General features: G+C 36.5%; 20 protein-coding genes. 4 read left to right on the top strand and 16 right to left on the bottom strand.

Translation table 11 applies throughout. The annotated features are described in order from the left end of the window. Positions 1-155: 155 nt before the first annotated feature. The 3 genes from dacB to KQI21_RS15720 all read right to left on the bottom strand — a co-directional run bounded on the left by dacB (position 156) and on the right by KQI21_RS15720 (position 4,409). A complete protein-coding gene (gene dacB / locus KQI21_RS15730; RefSeq protein WP_216485180.1) occupies positions 156-1,691 on the bottom strand; it encodes a D-alanyl-D-alanine carboxypeptidase/D-alanyl-D-alanine endopeptidase in 1,536 nt (511 codons plus the stop codon). A 1,626-nt stretch (positions 1,692-3,317) separates the two neighbouring features. After that, positions 3,318-3,503 (bottom strand): hypothetical protein, encoded by a 186-nt coding sequence (locus tag KQI21_RS15725; RefSeq protein WP_216485179.1) that lies wholly within the window; start codon positions 3,501-3,503, stop codon positions 3,318-3,320. A gap of 147 nt (positions 3,504-3,650) precedes the next feature. After that, on the bottom strand, positions 3,651-4,409 hold the full coding sequence (locus KQI21_RS15720) for a class I SAM-dependent methyltransferase (RefSeq protein WP_216485178.1): 759 nt from the start codon (positions 4,407-4,409) through the stop codon (positions 3,651-3,653). 605 nt (positions 4,410-5,014) lie between these two features. On the opposite strand from KQI21_RS15720, the gene KQI21_RS15715 reads away from it, so the two are divergent. Continuing rightward, positions 5,015-5,590, top strand: a complete 576-nt coding sequence (locus tag KQI21_RS15715; RefSeq protein WP_253291587.1) for a histidine phosphatase family protein — start codon at positions 5,015-5,017, stop codon at positions 5,588-5,590. A 392-nt stretch (positions 5,591-5,982) separates the two neighbouring features. On the opposite strand, the gene KQI21_RS15710 is transcribed toward KQI21_RS15715, so the two are convergent. Continuing rightward, positions 5,983-6,744, bottom strand: a complete 762-nt coding sequence (locus KQI21_RS15710) for an SDR family oxidoreductase (protein ID WP_216485177.1) — start codon at positions 6,742-6,744, stop codon at positions 5,983-5,985. A gap of 234 nt (positions 6,745-6,978) precedes the next feature. Between KQI21_RS15710 and KQI21_RS15705 the strand changes: the two genes are divergently transcribed. After that, complete coding sequence (locus tag KQI21_RS15705; RefSeq protein WP_216485210.1) at positions 6,979-7,590, top strand: TetR/AcrR family transcriptional regulator; 612 nt, start codon at positions 6,979-6,981, stop codon at positions 7,588-7,590. Between the two features lie 69 nt (positions 7,591-7,659). Here KQI21_RS15705 and KQI21_RS15700 read toward each other — a convergent pair whose 3' ends face one another. The 3 genes from KQI21_RS15700 to KQI21_RS15690 form a co-directional block, all read right to left on the bottom strand. Continuing rightward, the gene (locus tag KQI21_RS15700; protein WP_216485176.1) at positions 7,660-7,974 is read right to left on the bottom strand and encodes a DMT family transporter; all 315 of its coding nucleotides are present in this window, start codon (positions 7,972-7,974) and stop codon (positions 7,660-7,662) included. After that, entirely contained in the window at positions 7,974-8,321 is a 348-nt protein-coding gene (locus tag KQI21_RS15695) for a DMT family transporter (RefSeq protein WP_216485175.1), read from the bottom strand. Before KQI21_RS15695 ends, KQI21_RS15700 begins: the two co-directional genes overlap by 1 nt. 200 nt (positions 8,322-8,521) lie before the next feature. Beyond that, complete coding sequence (locus KQI21_RS15690) at positions 8,522-9,094, bottom strand: TetR/AcrR family transcriptional regulator (RefSeq protein WP_216485174.1); 573 nt, start codon at positions 9,092-9,094, stop codon at positions 8,522-8,524. A 580-nt stretch (positions 9,095-9,674) separates the two neighbouring features. Here KQI21_RS15690 and KQI21_RS15685 point away from each other — a divergent pair. Continuing rightward, the gene (locus tag KQI21_RS15685; protein ID WP_309245570.1) at positions 9,675-10,181 is read left to right on the top strand and encodes a DDE-type integrase/transposase/recombinase; all 507 of its coding nucleotides are present in this window, start codon (positions 9,675-9,677) and stop codon (positions 10,179-10,181) included. An 803-nt stretch (positions 10,182-10,984) separates the two neighbouring features. Here KQI21_RS15685 and KQI21_RS15680 read toward each other — a convergent pair. Beyond that, positions 10,985-12,700: an ABC transporter ATP-binding protein gene (locus KQI21_RS15680; protein ID WP_216485172.1), complete on the bottom strand. Its 1,716-nt coding sequence runs from the start codon at positions 12,698-12,700 to the stop codon at positions 10,985-10,987. A 734-nt stretch (positions 12,701-13,434) separates the two neighbouring features. Between KQI21_RS15680 and KQI21_RS15675 the strand changes: the two genes are divergently transcribed. Next, a complete protein-coding gene (locus KQI21_RS15675) occupies positions 13,435-13,824 on the top strand; it encodes a DoxX family protein (RefSeq protein ID WP_216485171.1) in 390 nt (129 codons plus the stop codon). 380 nt (positions 13,825-14,204) lie between these two features. Here the strand turns inward: KQI21_RS15675 and KQI21_RS15670 are convergent, their stop codons facing one another. The 8 genes from KQI21_RS15670 to dnaB all read right to left on the bottom strand — a co-directional run bounded on the left by KQI21_RS15670 (position 14,205) and on the right by dnaB (position 25,768). Further along, a complete protein-coding gene (locus KQI21_RS15670; protein ID WP_216485170.1) occupies positions 14,205-15,419 on the bottom strand; it encodes a S1C family serine protease in 1,215 nt (404 codons plus the stop codon). Positions 15,420-15,681: 262 nt separating this feature from the next. Continuing rightward, positions 15,682-16,467, bottom strand: a complete 786-nt coding sequence (locus tag KQI21_RS15665) for an MBL fold metallo-hydrolase (RefSeq protein ID WP_216485169.1) — start codon at positions 16,465-16,467, stop codon at positions 15,682-15,684. Positions 16,468-16,492: 25 nt separating this feature from the next. Then, on the bottom strand, positions 16,493-17,431 hold the full coding sequence (locus KQI21_RS15660) for a two-component system regulatory protein YycI (protein ID WP_216485168.1): 939 nt from the start codon (positions 17,429-17,431) through the stop codon (positions 16,493-16,495). A gap of 36 nt (positions 17,432-17,467) precedes the next feature. Then, positions 17,468-18,772: a YycH family regulatory protein gene (locus KQI21_RS15655; protein ID WP_216485167.1), complete on the bottom strand. Its 1,305-nt coding sequence runs from the start codon at positions 18,770-18,772 to the stop codon at positions 17,468-17,470. Continuing rightward, complete coding sequence (gene walK / locus KQI21_RS15650; RefSeq protein WP_216485166.1) at positions 18,772-20,604, bottom strand: cell wall metabolism sensor histidine kinase WalK; 1,833 nt, start codon at positions 20,602-20,604, stop codon at positions 18,772-18,774. The genes KQI21_RS15655 and walK overlap by 1 nt, the downstream gene beginning before the upstream one ends. A 9-nt stretch (positions 20,605-20,613) precedes the next feature. Then, the gene (gene yycF / locus KQI21_RS15645) at positions 20,614-21,318 is read right to left on the bottom strand and encodes a response regulator YycF (protein ID WP_077318846.1); all 705 of its coding nucleotides are present in this window, start codon (positions 21,316-21,318) and stop codon (positions 20,614-20,616) included. A gap of 1,297 nt (positions 21,319-22,615) precedes the next feature. Next, positions 22,616-23,902: an adenylosuccinate synthase gene (locus KQI21_RS15640; RefSeq protein ID WP_216485165.1), complete on the bottom strand. Its 1,287-nt coding sequence runs from the start codon at positions 23,900-23,902 to the stop codon at positions 22,616-22,618. Between the two features lie 495 nt (positions 23,903-24,397). Continuing rightward, the gene (dnaB, locus tag KQI21_RS15635) at positions 24,398-25,768 is read right to left on the bottom strand and encodes a replicative DNA helicase (protein WP_216485164.1); all 1,371 of its coding nucleotides are present in this window, start codon (positions 25,766-25,768) and stop codon (positions 24,398-24,400) included. Between the last annotated feature and the right edge of the window lie 20 nt (positions 25,769-25,788).

Below are 25,788 nucleotides of genomic sequence, written 5' to 3'. Positions count from 1 at the left end.
TATTACGATATAAATCCAAAGTTTTGTAAAAGCATGTGATAAAGCAGTACTTTAGCTGGGATAGTTGAACCGGGCTTCACTGTAACTCTCACAGCCTAAATTCTATTTTCAGTTTCTTAAGATAGAAGTCTTCCTACCAGTAAAAGCACTCCATTTTATTTCGAAAAATCATGCTCTGCTAATGTCTCAGCGATTTGGTCCTCGATCGCTATGATATGTTTACTTGATCCAAGGTAGTTATTTATCATGATCGAAAAAATGATTGGTTGTTGATCCTTTGTCATTACATAACCGGATAGTGTTGACATACCTGTTAATGAGCCTGTCTTTGCCACCACATTGCCTTTTGCAGGTTCCGTTTTCATACGCTCACGGAGGGTACCGCCAACTAATCGGTCGGACTCCCCGGCTACCGGCAGGGAATGTTTAAATACTTCAAACCAAGGTTTATTTTGCGCATGATAAAGTAATTGGGTAAGCGCATTAGCTGGGATCATGTTTTTATGTGACATCCCGGAACCATCGCGTAATAGCATGGATGTTGGATCGATGCCCATGTCAGACATGACTTGTTCTATAGCTTCTATTCCTTTTTCCCAGCTGCCTTCATGGTGCATCACTTTTCCCATTTCTTTCGTAAGTACTTCACCATGTCCATTATTACTTAGTTTCATAAAAGGAATAAGTAATTCTTTTAATGGTATTGATTTTTTTATAGCTAGCTTATTCGCTTGTGTAGGCGTTTTCCCTCGAGTGGTTTTAGAATGTCCAATAAAAGAGATACCTGCTTCGTTAAGAGCGACTTCAAACACATCTAATACATACCCTGTTGGTTCCCAAACAGACACCCAAGCTTTTGCGTTAGAGCCATTTACTGGCATCGTTCCTTCAACGACGATCGTATTCGTTCCATGTTTTCGTTCAATTGAAATATCCTTTTTCCCATCCTTATTCATCATTTTTGTGTTATTCACGATGTTTACATAATCGGTTTTAGGCGTTATACGTAGTTTTGCTTTTCCTTCAGCTGCTTTCCTAGGAAGCACCTCGACAATAACCGTTCCAGCGTCATAATCTTCATTTGGAGAAAGAGTTAAAGCCGATACTTGTGCTCCGGTATAAACAGATTCATCTGACCAATTTAAATCTTGGGATAGACGAACATCATCATACCATGTGTCATCACCAATAAGATTGCCTTTTATTTTTCGAATTCCCTGCTTTCTTAAATCACGAGCAAAGCGTTGTAAATCTTTCGCTAATAGGGTCGGATCTCCTTTTCCTTTTACATATAAGTTTCCATGTAATACACTACCTTTCACTTTCCCATCCGTTAATATTTCTGTTGAAAATTGATAATCCTCACCCAGTACCTCCAATGCTGATACTGCAGTGAGCAGCTTCATATTGGAAGCTGGATGTAATCGACTAGATCCGTTTTGCGAAAATAACAGTTCTCCTGTATTCGCATGCATAACGCTTACCGCTGTTGACGTTCCAGCTAAATGCTTACTCATCAGGATGGCTGACAGTTTTTCCTCTAACGAAGCATTTTCTGTTATTTCTTCTTTGTCTATATCTTTTGTTGCTGTCACGAGCAATGGATTATTTTGATTCAATAACGAAATTACAACGATAAGAGAAATAACCAAACATAAATATGTTTTTCTTGTCACGCTATTCCACTTCATAAGCATGTCCACACCTTTTACTTTAATTTTTATCATTATATTGTAAGATTTCGATAATATACGTGCATTTTGATTAGATAGAGCTAGCCTTGAATTCTTATATTTAAAAAAGAACAAAAATTAGAATGGTGTAGCTATAGTGACAAGCTCATGTAGACCTATTTAGGAACAATATCAATTGCTTCAATCTTATGGATCAATTCAAAATGTCTATCATCGAATACTTTATTCTTAACTTTGTTCTAATCACTTATCATTAGAAGCCTGTTTTCAAGTTAGGCGCCCTATCAAAGCAATATCTATAGCTTATGTCTTCTCCGATAGAGTTATGAATATGTTTAACCTATTTTATGTCTTTAGAAACGTTTTTAAAGTTACTATTTCTTTTGAATAGTAAATTATTAAACCAAAGCTAGAAGCGCTCGTTACCGACATACAAACCGGGGAACTTCTGACCTAGATAAAATGAAGCTTCATTTAAAGAAGGTTTTCCTCCTTGAATATTGGGCATTTAGGAGAGCTGTTTTTCTCAATATCCCGTCAAGATAATTAAAAAATGTTTAAAGCTAGAGAAATACGGATTCTAACAAGAGGATAAGGGAAACATGCCTCTAAGACAGGGGGTATGCCGACGCCTGAGCGACAAGCCCGCTTTTAGTCGGCCTCCCTTTAGATTCAAGCTGATGTTGATTTATCGTAGGAAGAAGATTGAAGTTTGCTAAGAGCACGAGTGCTTAAGCTAGACGAAGATACTTTTTCAAAATAGTTATCGACAGTCGTAGAATTTTATAGTTTCCTAAACAATAAAAAACAGCCTTAAAGCTATTTATTAGCTTCAACACTGTCTTTTTCATTTCAACGTCCTATATTTTTCTCCTTGTATCAATTAACTTACTTTTAATGCGGATGCGTTCTTTTTTCATCGAGCGTAAATTCTCGACAGCATGAAAACCAATTGTATTTTTCATTAATTTATACTTACTATAGTACTAAGCATTACAGTACTTTATATGCCTAAATAAAGAATACAATCCATAAGGAAAAGCTCCGTCAGAAACAGCAGCTTTTCCTTATGATAGCTAGTTTTTAAAAAAAGCTAACGACGAATCGCTTGTTAAATATCCTCTCAGCGGTTATTGGCTACGTTTATTAATGAAATCCAAATTACATGATCGTAAAGAAAGCAGAGAAAAATTCTAATGCTTTTCCAAAATCATTAGATCTGTAGATGAAAGGGAATAACGCTTACTTACCAGCTTCACCGTATATATACCATCTGTACTAACTTGAACGTTATAACATAAAGAAAGGGAGGGATAGCCCAAATATATACAAATGGCGTTATGCATGATAGGGGTTTTAACACGAGAGTAACGGCAGCACGGTATGGGAAATCAATTCAATTTTAAATAAAAAAACTTAATCACTAAGTCGCACAAAGACAACTTTTATCATACTACAACGTAATAGCTGTAGCCATTTCCCTTAGGGTAGAAACCTTGACGATGCTGGGGAGGTTCGCTAGGGGAAAGATAAACATATATCCGTGAATTGATAGTCCATTAAATTGCTAAGCATTTGTTTGAGCTAGAGTTTAAACACCTTATTATATATTTGTTTTACTTATCATGTATAAGTATAGTAACAACCCACAAATTTCTCTGTCCTTGAAAAACCGCGATGTATTGCTGCCGTAGCTTTCCTTGTCCTTGAAAAAGAAGAACACTTTTTCTGCGTGCGATGTATTGCTGCCGTAGCTTTCCTTGTCCTTGAAAAAGAAAAGCCCTTTTTCTGCGTGCGATGCCTATTCAAGCTGTTTCTCCGTCCTTGAAAAGGAAAGCACTTTTCTGCGTGTGATGTATTGCTACCGTAGCTTTCCTTGTCCTGTTGACCCGAACGAATCGGGCATTTAGGTGTCGTTATCTTCCCACTTAGATTTCAATAGTATTCTAAAAATCTCTATTTTTTTGCTATTGCTTCAAAAGTAATTGATTGATCCGCTTGTGTTGGATATTTTCCGTATTTATAATTAGCAGAGATTGTAATATCAGTAAATCCTATTGTTTGCAAAAGTAATTTCATCTCTTCAACTCCATACCAACGTAGTGGAAAACGCTCTAATTCTGTTTGTTGGAGCACACCGTTTCTCCACTTTTCATACCGATTATGGGAAACAGTATACTGATGAATATAGTCTACTTGGGTTATTTTTGTTTCTAATGTAATCATATCTCCATTTTCACATTCCCATGTTTTGGTATGTGCTTTTCCTAATTCAATATCCGTTTGCAGAAAAACATCAAACATAAGTCGTCCTCCAGCCGCTAAATGATGGTAAAAGTTCGTTAGCGCTTTTAGTGAATCTTCTCTTTCGTGCAGTAACAAAAAAGTACCTGATGCCAGTATAATCGCTTCGTATTTCTGATTGACTTGGAAGTCCTGCATGGATGCTGTGAAAAGTTTTGGGTTCAGACCTCTTTTTCCACAATGATCACGACAAATAGTCAACATTTCGGAGGATATATCAAAACCTTCAACATCAAGACCGTTTTCTAGAAGCGGGATAAGCATGCGCCCTGTACCAACAGCAGGCTCGAGGATTTTTCCTGTACAAGTAGCAAGACGTTCCAAGTAAAACTCTATATCGCCAAAGGAATGACCTATCGGCTTATCCAAATCATATACTTCTGATGATAGATTACTGTAATAACTAAACATAGTTTAAATCTCCTTTGTAAGTAATTATTTCTAATCGACTTTCTAATAATTTGCAACAAATTCCAATGTATTCAGTCCAGAGCAAAAGCGAGAGCTCTTGAGCGTATGAGTCAGACACAAAAGTGCAAGCGCTCGGTTAGCGGGGTACAAACGGCCGATCTTCTTACGGGATAAAGGGAAACTAATTCAAAGAGTGCTTTTCCCCTTGAAAAAGAAGAACACTTTTTCTGCGTGCGATGCCTATTCAAGCTGCTTCTCTTGTCCTTGAAAAACCGCGATGTGTCCCTGTCGAAGTTTTTCCATAATCCTATCTTCATGATAAATGTAATTAAAAATCTGGAGTATCTGTAAGCCTTGAAAAGTTTAAATATCCAAATTTCTATGCCAGATATACAAAAAATTTAAAATGTATTATTATTATATAATAATTTTAAAATGAATAGATAACATTCATTTTTTTAATTCACGTTTGTTTAAGGATGCATCGTAAACTAAAATAATTGATGATACTATTTAGAAAAAAGGTTGCTGATCATAATTGTGAAATTATGAACAATAATTATTTTGATTTGATATAATTAATTAAAAGACATGTAAGGGAGAGGATGGCAATATCAAGTATATGTTTTATTCGCCATGGACAAACAGACTGGAACAAACAAGGCAGACTTCAAGGAAAAACGGATATTCCGCTTAACGATACAGGAAGAAAACAAGCTGAAGCTTGCGGCAAATTTTTAAATGCGGCTGATTATGATGTCCTCATATGCAGTCCTTTACAACGTGCAAAAGAGACTGCTCAAATTATTAACCTACACTTAATTCTTCCGCTTATAGAAATGGACGATTTTAAAGAACGTTCATTTGGAGATGCTGAAGGTATGACGATGGAAGAAAGGCAAAGAGCGTATCCGAACGGCAGCTTTCCAAGCCAAGAAAAACGAGAAGAATTTAATCAGCGTGTTATGACAGGATTGGAAAAGATCAATAAAAAATTTCCTAATAAGCGAATTTTATTAGTTGCTCACGGTGCTGTCATCAATGCTATATTAGCTGAAATTTCCAATGGAGAAATCGGCTCAGGTAAAACAATACTAATGAATGGATGTATTAGCAACATTCGTTTCAAAGAAAAGACATGGGAGATCCAAAACTATAACCAGGTAAGACACTTGAATTAAGAATAAAACAATTTTTTATTAAAAAACGTTAGAAGAAAAACGAAAGATAAAACTGTAGATGTAGATATTTACTAAAATTTGTATCATTAAAAGGTTGGGAATTTCTGACTAGATTGGTGCCGAATAAAAAGAACTGAGCAACAGCAAGATGGTGTTTACCTAGTACTCAGAGATAAACAAACCCTGTTAGTTGCTCAGTAGGACATCCAATAGTTTAGATTTATATATATTTTTTGTTAAGCGTTCTCTCGACATGAACACGCTTTCAATACTTTTTGATGTGCTCTGCATCTTATCATCATACAGGCTTTTTTCTTTTGCAGTCAGGTTATCATTGAAAAAATTTCAACGCTTTTCGAATATAGGTGAATAAAATGGAAGGAGTTGTTCCATTAAAACGCCGCTGTCCAACCGCCATCTGCCGTAACTACTGTCCCATTGATAAAATTTGAATCCTCAGTTGCTAAAAATAGAGCAACTGTCGCTATTTCTTCAGGTTTTCCCATACGTGGCATAACTGCTTGTCCTTTTTGTGTACGACTAGCTCCAAATTCGCTTATATGTTTCATGGTTAAACCAATATTTGTTTCTACTCCCCCTGGAGCGATAGCATTACAACGAATTCCCTCGTCTGCATACATATAGCCAGTATTCTTTGTAAATCCAATTACCGCATGTTTAGAAGCAGTATATGCCGCTCCTGCATGTGCACCATTTAATCCACCGGTAGAAGCAATATTAATAATAACACCGTTTTGTTTTTCAAGAAAAATAGGTAATACTTTTCTAGTTGCTCGCATGACAGAAGTAGTATTAATTAAGAAAATTCGTTCCCACTTCTCATCCTCTATTTCTCCGGCCGGTTCTATTCCATCCATAACACCTGCATTATTAACTAAGATATCTAATGTGCCATATTCATTAATGGTTGTGTCAATTAAACGATCGATATCTTGTTTAATGGCTACATCGGTTTTTACAGCCTTTGCATTTCCTCCCTTTTCAACAATTGATGCCGCTACTACTTCTGCTCCTTTTAAATTAATATCAGATACAATGACACTTGCTCCTTCTTGACCATACAGTTCAGCAATAGCCTTTCCCATTCCAGAGGCTGCACCAGTAACAATCGCAACTTTGCCTGTTAATTTCATGTCTTCTCACCCTTCTAGTTTATTGTGACCATGATCATACATTAATTGTATACCATAAGCATAGTGTACTATAATAAACATATCAATATGCAAATAGGAGGGACTTTGTTGCTTAAGCAACATTTATTATGGATTATGTTCAATAACGTGGAATTTTTCATGAAGTAGAATCTTGGTTCCAGATAGACATAGGAAAAAAATTAGAGCTTCAAACAGATAGGTGGTAGATAGTTGATGAAGACAGACCGTCGGGTTCTAAAATCTAAACAAGCATTAAAATCTGCTTTCATTCAGTTAATGAAAGAAAAAGAACTGCAACAAATAACTATTACTGATATTGTGTATTTTGCCAATTTAAATCGAGGGACGTTTTATAAACACTATCAAACGAAAGCCGAACTTTTTCATGAATTAGTTGAAGATATTTTATCCGATTTGATTCATTCCTATAGAAACCCATACTTGAATAAAAAAACATTCACCCCCCTTGAAATGAAGGCCTCTACCATTTTAATTTTTGACCATATCAAGCGCTTTTCAGACTTCTATCAAACTATTCTACTAAATGAACATATCCTGCCGGGATTTCAAAATAAGCTTTGTTCTATTATTAAAGATCTATCCCTCAACGATTTACAAGCTTTACAAAAAACAAATTCAATTAACCAGGATTTGCAGGCTAGCTACCAAGCTCATGCTTTGTTAGGTTTAATCATAGAATGGGTAAAAAGTGATTTCAAATACTCTACGAATTATATGTCTGAACAATTAATAAAAATACTTTCAACGATCCCCATCACTATGAAATATCATACTTCAAAAAAATCAAATGACGGATCTAAGTAGATTACTCTTTAACCAGATAATCCAATACTTAGATTTTTTTCATCACTTTTGACGTTACATCCAAAGCCTTTAGGATAAAGCTTTCAAACCTACTACTCCAATAATAATCAAAATTAAACTGATAACGCGTAATTTATTGGTTGATTCACCAAAGAAAATCATATTCATTATTACAGCGCCAGCCGTACCAACTCCCATAAACACAGAATAAGAAACACTTACAAGTAAATGTGAGAAAGATGCATAAAGAAAGGCAAACGAAGCACCTAATCCACCTAGATACAATAAACCGCTGGGAATGGTCTTATTCTGACTATATAACCGCAGACCTAGTACACCTAATATTTCAAACACCGAAGCACATGCAACAAAGAACCATCCCATTATGAATGCACCTCCTGATGTGTTGCTTGATTCGGCTCATCAAATAGCTTTAAACCAATAACACCTATAACTAGAAGAAACATAAAAAATATTTTCCCCATACTTAAACTTCCACCAAATATATAGACGTCCATTAATGCTGTTCCTACTGTTCCAGCAGCAGCAAATATGGCATATACTGTTCCTGTTGGTATACCTTCACAAGCTTTCGACAAGAAATGAAGATCTAACAAAATCGCTCCAATAATCAAAACCCAATGCCACCACATAGATGCTGTATTAAACCCATAAATCCAAATTAATTCAAATAAACTTGTTAAAATTACGTATATCCATGATTTATTCACTTTCAGTTAACTCCCTGTACCATTTATTATGACTGATTATCAGTCATTTTATAATTAAAAAATTTCGCCAGTGCCAAACTTTCGGCGCAAGCGATCTGCTCGTTTTCGCTTATACAAATAACTTTAAATACGTTACGAAGTTAATTTTCCCGGCCATAGTTTTATGCTTTATTAATAGCGAAAACCCGGATAATCTTAAATTATTTACATATTGCATTTTTGGAAAATTCTAGGACTTCCTTCTGTTTTTGATTTGCTTTTTTTTCATCTTGTTTATCAAACAAATAAGATTGTTCAGCTCCAGCTTCGATTAAACCTATTAATAATTTGGCCGTTGCATCAACATCCATATTCTCACGAAGAACACCCGTTGCCTTTGGTTGGATTAAAAACTTGTGCATCCAAGCATAATAAGGCTCGTATATTTTTTCCCACTCACTTAAATATTGACTGGAAGCCAATCCAGCAAACATTAAAGCATAGATTTCCCGATAATCGTTCGTTATTTTAAAGGCTACTTGAACCACTTGCTCCAATTGTTCCATAAATTCCTTTTCAGGCTTTACCTCCTCTTCCATCGCTTCCACAATTCTCTTTACCATGACCTCGGCAATGGAAGGCATAACGGCTAATTTGGAAGGAAAATACAAATAAAATGTACCTTGGGCTACGCCAGCACCTTTAACAATATCAGATACCTTCGTTTTTTCAATTCCTTTTTCCTTAAATACTTGGATAGCCGAGCGAATAATTTTTTCTTTTTTATTGTCCACTGCTTCACCTCTTTCTCTATGTGGTTTACTTTTTTAAATGATAGATGAGTAAGAAATCCGCTTATTGACTGACTATCAGTCATTTTATATGGATCTAGTTTTTTTGTCAACTAAAATTGATTAAAAACAGGGGAAGGAAACATTATGAGTTATTTTTTAATAGGGAAAATAGCGTCTGGCAAATTCTTAAACTTAGGGCGATCATTATCAACAACAAGATAATCGTTTTTCCTTTCATCTGTGATTTTATCCTGCTTCTTCGTTTCCTTAAAGCTCCATAGATCAATTCGTATTCCTGATTATTTTTATAGAGAAAATCAAACTAGAAATGAAGCAATTAGAATTTCAAAATAAGCGTTTAAGGGAGAAGAATGCATTTCTAAAAAAGTTAGAGGAGATTGAAAGGAGGCGAAAATAAACCAGTAAGATTTAAAGATAAATATATCGCAATTCAAGAACTTCATGTGGAGGGAAATCTATCAATTTCCCTTCTTTGTGAAATTGCAGGGATTGCACGATCGGCTTACTATAAATAGTTGAATCGAACACCATCTAAACGTGTGAACTTCAAAATCAGGAAATTATTAGCGAGATGGTTACTCTTCATAAAAAAGTGGATGGTATTTATGGATATCGACGAATGAAGACAAATATGAATCGTACATTTGAAGAGAAATTTAATCAAAAGCTCAACCATAAGAGAATTTATAGGTTGATGAAAATCGCTAGGATTCAATCTGTTATTCGTAAAAAGAAGAATCGTTATAAACGATCCATCCCACAACATGTTACAGATAATATCTTAAATAGAAATTTCAAAGCAGAAAAACCAAATGAAAAATGGGTAACTGATGTAACTGAGTTTAAATATGGTACTTCCAAAAAAGCATATTTAAGTGCTATTCGTAATTTATATGATGGCTCGATTGTTAGCTATGTTTTTGGGCATCGAAATAATAACCGTCTTGTCTTTCATACTCTGGACTTAGCTACGACAACATTAAACAAGGAGGAACATCCACTTATCCATAGTGACCGAGGGTTTCAGTATACCTCTCACGGTTTTAAACGTAGGATAGATAAATAGAAGAATAATAGATCGTTGCCCCAGTACGTCTGGCAAGTTCGGTAACTCTTGATACAAGCCAGCATGGATATGTGTCTCTACTGCAGCACAGATTTGAAATCCCTGTTCTCTTGCCACCTTTTTTGCGTGGTTTGTTCCAATTGTTCCATCTGCAAATCCCCTCTCTATTAAATAATTATTACATACTACTTGCTTTCCTTTATCTTACATGTACAAAACATCTTTTACTTTAAAATTGTAATTTGTCACTAATTTTTAATAATTTCGATAATAAAAATTGCTTTCCTAGCCAGTTCTTAGCCTTGCTAACGTTATTTTCTTCATATGTTAAAAGAGAGCATACTACAACCGATATAACGTAACGAGAAGAGGTTGTTTAAAAACTGCAAAATGATACATCGATTTCTTCGTTTTGGAATGTATTTTTTTACGATGAAGTTAAACCAGCTGAAAAGCGCAACTTGTTATATAAACCAAGTTGCGCTACAACTTATGATAAAGTGAAACTTGCATTTTCATCATCCACTACAGATAGAAGTAGAACAAAAGCTAAAAATCACGGGCGTCCTTGAAAAAGAAAACCGCTTTTTCTACGGGATGTGTCGCTGTCGAAGCTTTCCTTGTCCTTGAAAAGGAAAGCACTTTTCTGCGTGCGATGCCAATTCAGGAGTCTCTCTAGTCCCATTAACTCGAACGAATCGAGTATTAAAGTGCTGTTATCTTTTGTTCGTATTCTCTATAACTCTTAAAGCGGAGGTCTTACGGCTACTTAGATGCGGGATAAATTGTTTATTAAAATAAGCTTAACGCATTTGTGCACGATGAAGTTGCGCGAAAATGCCATCACGTTGTAATAATTGCTCATGACTGCCTTCTTCCTCAATCCCGTCCTTTGTCACGACCATTATTCGATCTGCATTTTTAATAGTTGCCAGTCGATGAGCAATAACAAGGGTTGTTCGATCTTTTGAAAGCTCATTTAAAGCTTGCTGAATAATCAATTCAGTTTCTGTATCTAAGGCGGAAGTTGCTTCATCTAAAATGAGGATTGGTGGATTTTTTAAAAACATACGAGCAATGGCAATTCGCTGCTTCTGACCCCCGGAAAGCTTTAGACCCCGCTCGCCAACCTGTGTTTCGTATCCATCAGGTAATTCTTTAATAAACTCTTCCATATGGGCTCGCCGTGCTGCCAACTTTATTTCTTCATCTGTGGCATCCAGTTTTCCATATGCAATATTTTCTCGTAATGTCCCAGTAAATAAGAAAACATCCTGTTGTACAATACCTATTTGTTGACGCAAGCTCTCCTTCGTCATATCCCGAATATCTATCCCATCAATCGTAATTTGCCCTGCATCAATATCATAAAATCTAGGGATTAATGAGCAAATGGTTGTTTTTCCTGCACCTGAAGGGCCGACAAAAGCAATTGTTTCTCCAACTTTAATATCAAAGCTTATATTATTTAACACTGGTTTTTGTGTTTTTTCATAAGCAAATGAAACACGGTTGAATGAGATGTTGCCATGCAAATAAGTAACAGCTTGAGCGTTTTTTTTATTTTGCACATCCGGCTCAACATCTAATAAATCTGTAAATCGCTTGAACCCGGCCATTCCTTTCGGATAAAGCTCCAACAAAGCTGTGATTTTTTGAATAGGTGTAAATAGTACATTAACAAATAATACAAAGCTGACCAACTCACCAATCATTAGTTGATTATTATAGGTTAGCCAAGCTCCGACCACTAATACGAGTAACGTAATTAACCGTATAAGCATGTATATATTAGAATGGACGATTGCCATTACCTTATATGCTGATAATTTAGCTTTACGAAAACTGAAATTATCTTTTGTGAATCGTTTCATCTCATGTTCTTCATTCGTAAATGATTGTACTACACGAGCGCCTGATACAGCATCCTCAATACGTGCATTCACACCAGCAATATCCTCGTACATTTTTTTCCAAGCTTTATTCATTTGAATATTGCTAAATGTGATTAGAAAAATCAATATTGGTACAGCTAACAAAATAATCAATGCCAGCTTTACATTAATCATAAACATAATAATAAAGGCGCCAAAAAACGTCATTAGGGAAATAAAGAAATCTTCTGGTCCGTGATGAGCAAGCTCACCAATATCAAATAAATCATTCGTAATCCGGCTCATAATATGACCTGTTTTAGTATTATCAAAAAAGCGAAATGATTGCCGCTGAACATGGTGAAATAATTCTTGACGCATGTCCGTTTCGATATTAATTCCTAATTTATGCCCTAAATAAGTCACTACATATTGTAAAAGTGTACTTATGATATAAACAAGGAGAAGTAAAATGCTGACAAGCACAATCAAATTCCAGTCGTTTCCTGGTAACAGTTGATCAATAAAATACTGTACAGCAACTGGAAATGCAAGTTCTAATAAAGCCACAATTACCGCTGATGTAAAATCCACGATAAACAATCTTTTATGGGGTTTGTAATAAGAAAAAAATCGACGGAGCATTCTTTAGGTACACTTCCTTTCCACTGCATAAAGAAATTATACGGTTTATAAGAATGCTTGGCAAGGTTGACTGCTTATTTGCATATATTATGAATAAAAGGCGTTCACTTAGCGACATACAAACAGCAGAGCTTTTGAAGCGATAAAGTGAAACTTCATTTAAAGAGTGCTTTCCCTTGAAAAATCGTGATGTATTGCTGCGTAGGAAGGGGATGCCGACGCTTGAGCGACAAGCCTGTTTTTAGTCGGCCCTTTCATTTAGATGCGAGCCGATGTTGACTTATCGTAGGAAGAAGATCGAAGTTTGTTAGTCGCTTGAGCGCTTAAGCTAGACATCAAAAGTACAAGCGATCAGGTTAGCGACGTACAAACTGGAGAACTTCTGACGAGATAAAGGAAACATGCCTCTAAAACAAGGGGATGCCGACGCCTGAGCGACAAGCCTGCTTTTAGTCGGCCTTTCATTTAGATGCGAGCCGATGTTGACTTATCGTAGGAAGAAGATCGAAGTTTGTTAGTCGCTTGAGCGCTTAAGCTAGACGACGAAACTATTTTTTTAAAAAATCAACATGAAGAAATCGATATTGCTTCCTAGACCTAACTAAACCAATCTAACAGACTTCCTTGCATATTTTCTTTGCAATCGTCCATGTCAAGTTCACGGGCTGTTCACTTTTTTAATAAACATGGACGTGTTGCTGCTGAATAATTCTGGATAGAAAGGAGGAACTTTTATGAAATCAACTGTTCATATGCATGTGTTTCCATGGATGTGCTATGTAATTGCATTTGTTTTTATTACATCAGGAATGATAAAGCTTGTTATCAGCGATTTTAAGATAACCTTCACTCAATTGGGAATGCCATTTCCTGAAGTTACTCTGTTTCTTATTGCAATCATTGAAGTAGCTTGTGGAATATTAGTAGCAGGGAGGATTTATTTAAAAATAGCTATAACTCCATTAATTCTTATTATACTTGGTGCCTTGTATGTAACAAAATTGCCGATTTTACTCCATAAAGGACTGCTCCTTTTTTTATTTGAAGCCCGATTAGATATCGTCATGTTCATTTTATTATTAATCATTTGGAGTAAAAATAAACCTGTGGATAATCTCAATTAACCATTATTAAATCGAATTTTTGTTGATAACTCGTGTATAATTTGATTTTAGTTGTTGAAAAGCTGTTGTCATCCACAAACTTATCCACATATGCACAAGTGTTCGCACCTATTTTGACATAATTTCCTTTTAACATACCATATATTGATTTTCCACGCTAAATTTATCAACAAAATGTGCATAATTTATAAAAACTGTGGATAATATCCATATCCGTTTTAAAATTGCGTCTTTATTCACATGTGAATAAGCTGCTTACTAAGTACTTATTCCTTCCTAGCCCCAGCAATTACCTGGTTATTCCCTAATTTTCTTTACGAGATCATTTATTCTCTAGGCTAAAAAGCAACGAACTATCCCGAGCAGCTCGTTGCTTTTCCCTATTTCTGTGTTCCTAATTCAATTGTTGTTTCCTGTTTCCTTCCTTCTCGATAATAGGTAACAGTCACTTTATCACCTACTTCTTTTTCCTGGTAAAGAATTTTTCGGAGATCAATTATATTCCTTACCTGCTTACCATCTAATTCTGTAATGACATCTAGCCGCTTGAGACCTGCTCGATCCGCCGGTGACAGCGGCTCTACACTCCAAACGTACACACCGCCTTCAATATCTTCCGGCAATTTAAGTGTATTTTTCCATTCCGTTTGTGGAACCTCTTCTAATGAATAAATTTCAACTCCTAAGTAAGGTCTCGTTACTTTTCCTTCTGTTTCTAGCTGTTCAATAATTGGTATAGCGGAGTCAATTGGAATTGCAAATCCCAATCCTTCCACATTTGTTTGATTAATTTTCATGGAATTAATGCCAATTAATTGGCCGTTAATATTAATAAGTGCACCACCGCTATTACCAGGATTAATGGCTGCATCTGTTTGAATAACTTCTGCTTGCCAGTCAGCTCGACCATCTTGATTGAAATCCTGAGGGATTGTTCTTTCTTTTCCGCTAATAATACCTTGTGTTACCGATCCGGAAAACATAAGTCCAAGTGGATTACCAATCGCTATCGCCGGCTCTCCTACTTTTACATTGGCAGAAGTACCGATCTCTATGACATTTTTTATCTTATCGCCATCCATTTTTAGCACCGCTAAATCAGAAAATAAGTCACTTCCTACTAACTTTGCTTCAATGCGGGTGTCGTCAAATAACACAACTTCAATCGTATCAGCACCACTAACGACATGATGGTTGGTTACTACATAAGCTGTGCCATCCTCTTTTTTGTAAATAACACCTGAACCTTCTCCAGCCTGACTGTTTTCCTCCTGCTGCCAAAAATCAATCTGTTGTTGGATATTAATGACTCCTACTACAGCTGGTGCTACTTGATCAATAATTTCGGTAATTTGTGTTGAAACATCGACGTTCATTACTTGTTTTGGTCCATTTCCTTCTTTTGTTGAACCTAAGTCTTGCCGAGTTTCTGCTTCCTGCTCATTATTTGTTAGAATTCCTGTATTAACAAGTGCTGGTAATGCAACTGTTACAAGTAAAACACCAATTATAACACCAAGCAAAAGTGGTATAAGCCAGTTTTTCTTCTTCTTCCGTTGCGGATTTGGTGGATAATGCTGATCGTAATACCCCATTTATCTACCCCTTTACATACGTCCAGTACCGAAATTAATCCAAATGCCCTGCCTTTAGAAAACTCTGGCCGGCTCTAAGGACAACAGGCAATAACCTTGTTTCAATTTTATACATTAGATATGGAAATTTTTACTCGTATCTGGCCTAATCTTTTAGTGAAACATATCTTGTTTTTCTAACATATCAAAACATGGCCTCTCATTTAAGGATAAATTGTCCTCTTTATTATTCCCCCAACAGCTGATAAAATAAACAAATTGTTTAGCTTACTTCAAACAACACAGTTGGTTTATCGTGATATGTATCCATTAATTCTAGGGAAATGCCCCGCTCTTGAAGTACATTATTTACCGACATTCGAGCTAGATCGCGCATATTATTATCTAAGCTTAAATGCGCCAGATAAATGCGTTGGGTATTATTGTCAACAATATCTGCCAAAGCAAGACCACAGTCTTCATTGGAAATATGCCCCGAATCACCTAAAATACGGCGTTTCACATTCCATGGATACCTTCCCATTCGCAGCATACCAACATCATGATTTGCTTCAAAGATATAAGCATCTGCACCTTCTACGATTTTCTTAATGCGCTCTGATACATAACCTAAATCCGTAACAAGCGCAACTTTTTTTCCTTGATGATGGAATGTATAAAACATTGGTTCTGCAGCATCATGAGAAACACCGAATGATTCCACATCAATATCGCCAAATGTCTTTATTTCCTCCAAGTTAAAATGAAATTTCTGATCAATAGACAGATTACCAATTGATTTTTCCATTGCTTGCCATGTTTTTGCATTTGCGTAAATAGGCAGTTTATATTTTCGGGCAAAAACACCAAGCCCTTTAATATGATCACTATGTTCGTGAGTAACTAAAATACTTGATAAGTTACTCGGATCAATATTTATTTCTTGAAAAAGACGATCCAGCTGCTTGCCGCTTAAGCCCGCATCAACAAGCAGTCTTTGCTGTTCTGATTCAATATAAAATGCATTACCTGTACTTCCTGAGGCTAACACACTAAAGCGTAAAGTCATTCATAGTCACTCCGATTTATCTATACTATTCTTCTATCCTTATATCTTCCGTTATGCTATCCTCTATAGCCGATTCTTCTACCATATTTATAAAATCGTCTTTCCAATTTACGTCTTTATTCATCTGTTTAAAGTTACTCAGATTATTTTTAATCGTGTCTGAAATAAACTTTGTATCGTCTCCAGCATTAACATAACCTTCTACCGCATTGACAAAATAATTGCGTTCCTTATTTACCTCAATCTTATAAGTTGGTGCAAATACTTGGTTAGAGCCTGTCTCAGATCCAATTCTCGTATAATAACCATTATCGACTGAGGTTACATTGTCTTCTGGAACTAACTCATTTTGATTATATAAATACCCAATGGCTTTGATTGGATTAAGGAGCTTACTTGGTTCACCTTGTTCCTTTGCATCTCCCAACATTGTTTGCATATAGTAAACCATCTCATTATCTTTGTTTAGGAATACTAGGATGGCACCATAGCGATTAAAGTAAATCGGTCGATCTTTTTTTTGTTGAAAGAAGAGCAATACATTCGTTTTCTTATCCCAACCATAGAATACATAATCATTGGCAAAAGCCGTATAGCTTCTTATCAATTCATTCATACTTGCTTTATCTTGTGGAATTGATACCGGACTATCAAAACGGGAGACAAGCAACGTCTTATTAATAAGTTGAACATCCTGTCCTTTTAAATCAGTAACCTTTTTAATATCCACATCGGTAAATTTCTTAGGGGCAACATTAATATACGTATCTTCAGTTACATCCACGTGCTTATCACTAACTTTAATATTTTCCTGCTTTAACATTTCTTCAATCGTTGGTTCCTCCGTACTTGCCTGGTCGAAGGAATCTACCCTGTTTTGTTTATCCATAAACTCAATAAATAGATAAATATTGAGGATTAAGAAACATAAAATAAATAATGTTTTAATCTGACTCCATTGCATGCCTTAATTCCTCCAATATGAAGAATTAGATATCTTTTAAAACAAAATCTTCTGCCAAACTCCATTTACTTGCATAAACCAAGCCGGCTCCAATATTACTGAATTATCTTCTTGATACTGAAAATCATAACCCAATTGAATGTTTTCAATATCCTTGATATCGACTGTATCATCTAAATTATCCATTAGATGTGCAATTATTTTTGCACCAGATGGAACTGCTACTTGCTCTGTTTGAACTTCTCTGCCTAAGCTTAACAGGGATCGACTATACCGATAGATGTCTTGCCCTTCATATTCCGTTTCAATAAATGTCAAGCCGTTCGTATTATGGACCGGATAACCATTGTATTGCATTTGATACGTAACACTTTTGTTAGTTGTATTTAACTCGTACAGTTTATAATCATCAAACCAGCCTTTATGCGAGTTTATCCTTGATATGCTTAGGTCAATTAACTCAATTGGTCCAATATCTCCAGATGCATTTTCGGTAGAGTTGGGATTATAAAATTCCAGCTTCGTCTCTTTTTGTCTGATTCGCATTTCTCGCGTACTGTCAGCATAATAATACTCACCTGAGTTCATATTTCCTTTATCTGACCGGCTAATCAGGGTTGGGTCTGGGAATAAGACCTCAACAAATAAATCCGGTGATATTTTAGACACAATAAGGGATCGTTTTTCTAAGCCATTCGTGTTATTACGAACATAAATATCATCATCATTAATATCACGATTTCCTTTATCAAACAATAAATATTCTGTTAGCCCTTTACGAGAAGCTAATAAATCCTCCAGGCCATTATACGTTACAGCAACATTTAAGGATGCGGTTGCCAGCCGCCTTTTATCAATCGATGGAAAGAAAATAGAAATCGTTGAAGTATCTTCTTCTAATTTCAAATAGATACGATCAAATGACCAATTTGCTTTGATTTCATCGATATTTGCAAACGAAAAAAGACTGCTTGCAATTTCAATCGGTAAAGCATCCGGAAAGATTACTTCAATATCATAATCCTTGATTCCCCTAGATGATGATTCCCTTATCGTAAAATCTGTCATTACCCAAGATTGCATATCTTGAAAAAACGTCTCTTCTTGCTGTGGATCCTTATAACCAAAATGTTCATCGTTGATATGAAAGATGATCGAACTTGGTGCAATCAGATTGTTTCTTCGTTCTTCCTTACCACCAACACTAACCTCACTAGCATAATTTTTTCCTGTCTCTAATTGTTCAAAATCTGATTTGTAATTCCACAATCCAAAAGTTAATAATAAACTTAGTCCAATCAATAAAACTAATAAAATTGATTTAAACGTCTCCAGCTTCATTATGCACCTCTCCGCTTCTGATTCATCAGCGGAAGCGTAAAGTAGATTGTTGTCCCTTTACCTTCTTTGCTTGCTGCCCAAATTTGACCATGATGTGCCTCTACAAGCTCTTTAGCAATAGCTAAGCCAAGCCCTGTTCCTCCAAGTTTTCTTGTTCTTGCCTTATCAGCACGATAAAAACGCTCAAATATTTTCTCCAATTTATCATAAGGAATACCTAAACCTTGGTCTTGAATACTAGTTAAAAGATGATGACGTCGATATTCCACATTTAATTTGATCGTACCGCCTTCAGGAGAATATTTAATGGCATTTGAAATGATATTATCGAGTACTTGTGTCATTTTGTCTTTATCCATCCAAACATAGTAACTACCATTTGGTAACTCGCTCTTCAGCTGGATCCCCTTTGGTGCCTGCATTTCAAATCGATCGATAATTTGATGAAAATAATCAACGAATTCTACTCGTTCCTTCTGCAGAGGATACTCTTTGGCATCCATTTTAGAAAGTTGTAATAAATCGTTAACCATCCGAATCATCCGATCTGTTTCGTTATGCACTACATGAAGAAATTTTGGTGCAATTTCTTTGTCTTCCCAAGCGCCATCAGTTAAGGCTTCTACATAGCTTTTCATTGTCGTAAGCGGTGTGCGCAATTCATGTGAAACATTGGAAACAAACTCTCTCCGCTCTGCTTCCACCTTTTCTTGCTCTGTCACATCACTTATAACTGTGATAAATCCCGTTATATCTTCTTCATCATCATACACCGTTGAAAAATTAGCTCGGAGAATAAAATCCTGTTCATCATCACTGAAATCAATGATCATCGCACCACTCTCATGCAGTTCAGATATATCTACCATTTTTTCTTCCAGATGCAATACATCCAGTAAGAATTCACCAACCATTTCATCTGGATTATGACCGATTAAACGCCCAGCAGCTTCATTCATCAACGTAATCGCACCAGAACTATCTATAGCAATAACACCATCTGACATATTGGATAACACCGAGCTAAGCTTCCGCCGTTCCTCTTCAATCGTTGCATAGGAATGCTTTAGTTGATTGTTTAGATCATTAAAAGTTTCCGATAGATGACCAATCTCATCCCAGCCGTACACATTTACCTTTTGGGTAAAGTCACCTCTTGCCATTTTTTGCGCTTGTCTCCGCATTTCAATAATTGGCTTGGTAATCGTTCGAGCAACTAAAATACCAATAAACGCAGATACGGTAATCGCTAAGACGGATCCTTGAAAGAAGATCTCATTAATATTCATCAATTGCTTATATACAGGCTCTAATGATGCCTCTAAATAAATGACCCCCAACACAATATCAGGGTCCTTTTCATCAACAATAGGCTGAGATAGAACATAAAATCTGTCATTGTCTTTTACATTTTTGCTTATCTCGGGTGAATTTGTCGTAAGGGTACGCTGAATAATCGGGCGGGTTGTTTTCTTATCAATATCATCTTGTGAACCAAATCCTGTTGCTGCAATCACTCTGCTTTGATTATTAACGACTTGCAATGTCGTAATATCCTGTGGATCTACTTCAGAAACAATACCTCGAATTTCAGCTTCCAAGCTCGGCTCATTTGGGTCTTCTTCATCACGTTCACGTTGAAAAGCTTGCTCCAAGTTATAACTTAATAATTCAACACGAGCTTCGATAGATTTTTCAAAGCTTTCCATCAAGTTGTTTTCCAGTTCTGTTGTAAAAAACGAGCCGATAACTTGAATAGCTACCAGCAACAACAAAATATAAATAATAATGAACTTCAATTGAATGGAACGAAAAAAACCAACTTTTTTCATGTACTAAACCTACTCCTGATCAGGATTACGCAAGTAATAACCTACTCCGCGTCTTGTTACAATCCACATCGGATTACTAGGGGTTTCCTCAATCTTCTCTCGCAATCTTCGTACCGTAACATCGACCGTACGAACATCACCGAAGTAGTCATACCCCCATACCGTTTCCAGTAAATGCTCTCTTGTCATGACTTGTCCAATATGACGAGCAAGATAATGTAATAATTCAAACTCACGATGGGTCAGCTCAATTTGCTCGCCATCACGTGACACGATATACGCATCAGGATGAATAACTAACGAGCCGATTTTAATATCCTTCGAAGTCTTTGCAGTATCATCTGGAACAACTTGTTGTCTACGAAGATTTGCTTTCACTCGAGCGATTAATTCACGATTGCTAAATGGTTTCGTAACATAATCATCTGCCCCCAATTCAAGCCCAAGTACTTTATCTATTTCAGAGTCCTTAGCTGTCAGCATAATAATTGGCATCGTTTGCGTTTTACGAATCTCCCGGCATACTTCATTACCATCTTTATTAGGTAACATAATATCTAAAATTACTAGATCAGGATTCTCTCCTTGTGCTAAACGAATCGCTTCATCTCCATCATAAGCAACGATTACTTCATAACCTTCTTTTTCTAAATTAAATTTAACTATATCAGCAATTGGCTGTTCATCATCAACAACTAATATCTTTTGATTCACCTTTGCCACATCCTTCTTATATTACAATACTATCTATTCTATCGTACTTTTAAATAAAGTGAAACTTCATTCAGTAGGAGTTTTCTTCCAGTCCTACTGAATGTTAGTACCACAAGGGTATGATGACCTAAAGGCCCATTGAACGAATCGGGCATTTAGGTGCCGTTTTCTCCCATTAGACCCTTTTGTACCACTCAGGCTCTTGAAGTGGGAGTTTACAGCACCTTACATGCGGGATAAATGTCTTTTAAAAATTATTCAAAAAGTTTACCAAAAATAGACATTAAACCTCTTTGTTTGGCTTGTTCTAGAGCTCATTCTTATACATATTTCAAACTTTGCTGCCTTAAAATTTTTGGTCCTTTATTCTCCTTTTTGAACATCACATGTAGATAAATAAGTTTGCTTTTACTATAACGTGATATGAATACGAACGCAATGGGAGATTTATTTGGGTAGATCGAAGAATCATTATTTATTGCAGTGATTTTTATTTTTATGCATGTTATTCTAACACTTTAATTTTATACTAGAAAAAAGACTGATTCAAGCGTTGCTCCCCCATGAATCAGTCTTTTCTTTTATGTTAAAAGAGAAAAAAATTTAACGTCAGACGTCGTATGCGATCGGGGTTGCGACGTACAAACTGGAGAACTTCTGACGAGATAAAGTGAAACTCATTTCTTGGAATGCTTTTCCCAAGAAATGTTAGATGAACCAATCGGGGATTTAGGAGGGGTTTTTCTCATCATGCTCACAACATCATAAGCATATTTTTGAAATGAGAAAAATACGCCTCCTTACATCCGGGATAAAGAAATCATGCCCCTGCAATAGGGGTATGCCGATGTTGGGCGGCAAGTCCGCTTTTTAGTCGGCATTCCTTTAGGTTCGAGCCGATGATGACTTATCGCAGAAAGGAGATCGAAGTTTGCTAGTCGCTCGAGCGCTTAAGCTAGACATCAAAAGTACAAGCGATCGGGTTAGTGACGTACAAACTGGAGAACTTCTGACGAGATAAAGAAATCACGGCGACATAGGAGCCGATGATGACTTATCGCAGGAAGGAGATCGAAGTTTGCTAGTCGCTCGAGCGCTTAAGCTAGACAAAACTACTTTCATAAACAATAACTACCATACTAAAACGGATATAATTTCCATAATTTCCATAATTTCCTACATAAGTGCAAAAAGTTCGCTAAGCTTTTGCCTCTGTTTGACAATGCTTAGCGAACTTATCGTTCATAGCCTATTATCAGTTAATACCTATAGTACCTATTTACAAAGGACGATTGAATTAGCTATAAACGCTGCGTACAACATTTGTTTGTGTGCGATCCGGTCCGACCGAGAAAATAGATAATGGAATCTCTGTTAATTGTGAAACTCGTTCTAAGTAATGTCTTGCATTTTCAGGTAATTCATGCAAGCTCTTTACACCTGTAATATCTTCTGTCCAGCCTGGCATTTCTTCATAAACCGGCTCACACTGGGCAAGTACTGCTAGGCTTGCTGGAAAATCATGTAGAATTTCACCTTTATATTTATAAGCAACACAAATTTTCAATGTTTCTATTCCAGTTAATACATCGATAGAGTTCAAAGATAAATCTGTAATCCCACTAACGCGATGAGCATGTCGAACAACCACACTATCAAACCAGCCGACGCGGCGTGGACGCCCTGTAGTCGTACCATATTCACGACCAACTTCACGAATACGATCCCCTGTCTCATCCTTTAATTCGGTTGGAAATGGCCCATCACCTACACGCGTAGTATATGCCTTGGACACGCCAACAACATGATTAATCTTTGTTGGTCCTATACCTGCCCCGATAGTAACTCCCCCTGCAATCGGGTTGGAAGATGTAACAAACGGGTAGGTACCTTGGTCAATATCAAGCATAACTCCTTGTGCACCTTCAAATAAAACCCGGCGGCCTTCATCCAATGCAACGTTTAGTACAACAGATGTATCGCAGACATATGGAGCCATTTGTTGACCATATGCATAATATTCTTCAAGAATATCGTTCACTTGTATAGGCTCTACTTCATATACTTTCTCAAAGAACCGGTTTTTTTCCTTTAAATTTTGTTCTAGTTTTTCTCGGAATATATCTTTATCCATCAAATCAGCAATGCGGATTCCGCAACGTGCAGCTTTGTCCATATATGCAGGTCCAATTCCTTTTTTCGTTGTCCCAATTTTATTTTCGCCTTTGTCCGCTTCTTGTAAAACATCTAATTTTAGGTGATATGGAAGAATAACATGCGCTCGATTACTAATCCGTAAATTATCGGTCGTCACATTCCGTTCATGCAAATAGGCAATTTCTTCTACAAATGCTTTTGGATCAATTACCATACCATTTCCTAAGACACATGTTTTTTCTTTAAAAAATATACCAGAAGGAATTAAATGCAATTTGTACGTAATATCGTCAAATTTAATCGTATGCCCTGCATTATTCCCTCCTTGGTAACGCGCAACAACTTCGGCATTTTGCGATAAGAAGTCGGTAATCTTCCCTTTCCCTTCATCGCCCCACTGCGTTCCAACTACTACTACTGAGGACATAGTGCACCTCCACTGAATAAATATAATATATGTTTTTATTAAAATACATTAGTAATTCTACCAGTAAGAACAGAACCAGTCAACGTAAAACACGAACATTATTTAAAATAAATCAATTAATATTCGTTTAATAAGTTATTAAGATATTTAAATTTGTAATTACGCATCCTTTTAAAACAGGAAGCTAATATTTACGTTTTGTAAAGGTTTTACACTCATCCCATAGCATACTATCTTGTGCAAACTCTTATACCTGCTTTCTAAAATATAAGATAAGCAAAAAGCGCTCGGGGAGCGGCATACAAACTGAAGAACTTATAACAAGAGAAAGTGAACTTCATTCAAAGAGTGCTTTTCCCTTGAAAAAGAAGTACTTTTTCTTCGTGCGACCTATTCAAGTAGTCTCTAGTCCTTGTAAAAAAAAGTAGTACAAAACCAAGGCCTTGGTTTTGTACTACTAATATTATTTGGGTGTATACCTTCCATAAAGGCTGTTCACTGTGCTTGGACTGGCACTGGTGGAATATCGCTTTCTGAGTAGCGATGATCCAGATCAACGAATTTATTATATTCTTTAACAAAGGCTAATTCGACCGTACCGACCGGACCATTACGCTGTTTGGAAATGATAATCTCAATAATATTTTGTTTTTCGGACTCTGAATCATAATAATCATCACGATAAAGGAAACCAACAATATCTGCATCTTGTTCAATACTTCCAGATTCACGTAAATCTGACATCATTGGGCGTTTATCCTGTCGTGACTCTACCCCACGGGAAAGCTGAGATAGTGCAATCAAAGGAACATTTAGCTCTCTTGCTAATCCTTTTAGTGATCGGGATATTTCTGAAACTTCCTGCTGCCTGTTTTCCCGGGAATTTACACTTCCTTGAATTAGCTGTAAGTAATCAATTAAAATCATCCCTAACCCATGCTCTTGTTTTAATCTTCGGCATTTAGAGCGAATATCAGCGACCCGAATTCCCGGAGTATCATCAATGTAAATGCCGGCATTCGATAAACTTCCCATTGCCATCGTTAACTTCGTCCAGTCATCTGCTTGTAACTGTCCATTACGCAGGCGTTGTGCATCGATATTTCCCTCGGCACAAAGCATACGCTGTACAAGCTGTTCCGCCCCCATTTCCAAGCTGAAAATAGCCACGTTCTCATCTGTATTCACAGCCACATTCTGAGCAACATTTAAAGCAAATGCCGTTTTACCTACGGAAGGGCGGGCGGCAATAATAATTAAATCATTTGGCTGAAAACCAGAAGTAATTCGATCTAAATCCCGGAAACCAGTCGGAATTCCGGTGACATCCGCATTTTGTTGATGCAGCTGCTCAATATTATCATATACTTCAATTAAGACATCTTTAATATTTTTAAAAGCCCCTGAATTTTTTCTGCTCGAAACATCTAGGATACTTTTTTCCGCTTCATTTAGTACATCTTCTACATCATCCTGCCGCTCAAAACTCGATGTTACGATATCCGTCGCTGAGCGGATAAGCCTCCGCAATAATGCCTTTTCTTCAACGATGCGGCAATAATAGCCAATATTTGCAGACGTTGGTACACTTTCTGCCACCTGAGATAAATATTGGACGCCTCCTGCTTCCTCCAATTGCTGTACATTGTGTAAATAAGCAGTTACAGTGACAACATCAATCGGTTCTCCTCGATCAGCCAATGCGATCATACTAGCAAAAATGCGCTGATGACTAGCACGATAAAAATCCTCAGGAATAAGTATTTCAGCAGCAGTATTAAACGCCTCTGGATCGATAAAGATCGCCCCAATGATAGATTGTTCTGCTTCTATGTTGTGTGGAGGTGTACGATCAATCTCATTCATCAAGTGTCTCCCCTTTCCGC

It is taken from the genome of Virgibacillus proomii (genome assembly GCF_018916875.1).
GTDB lineage: Bacteria > Bacillota > Bacilli > Bacillales > Amphibacillaceae > Virgibacillus > Virgibacillus proomii_B.
Note: the sequence above shows the minus strand (reverse complement) of the source record. Positions and strands in the feature narration are given on the sequence as shown.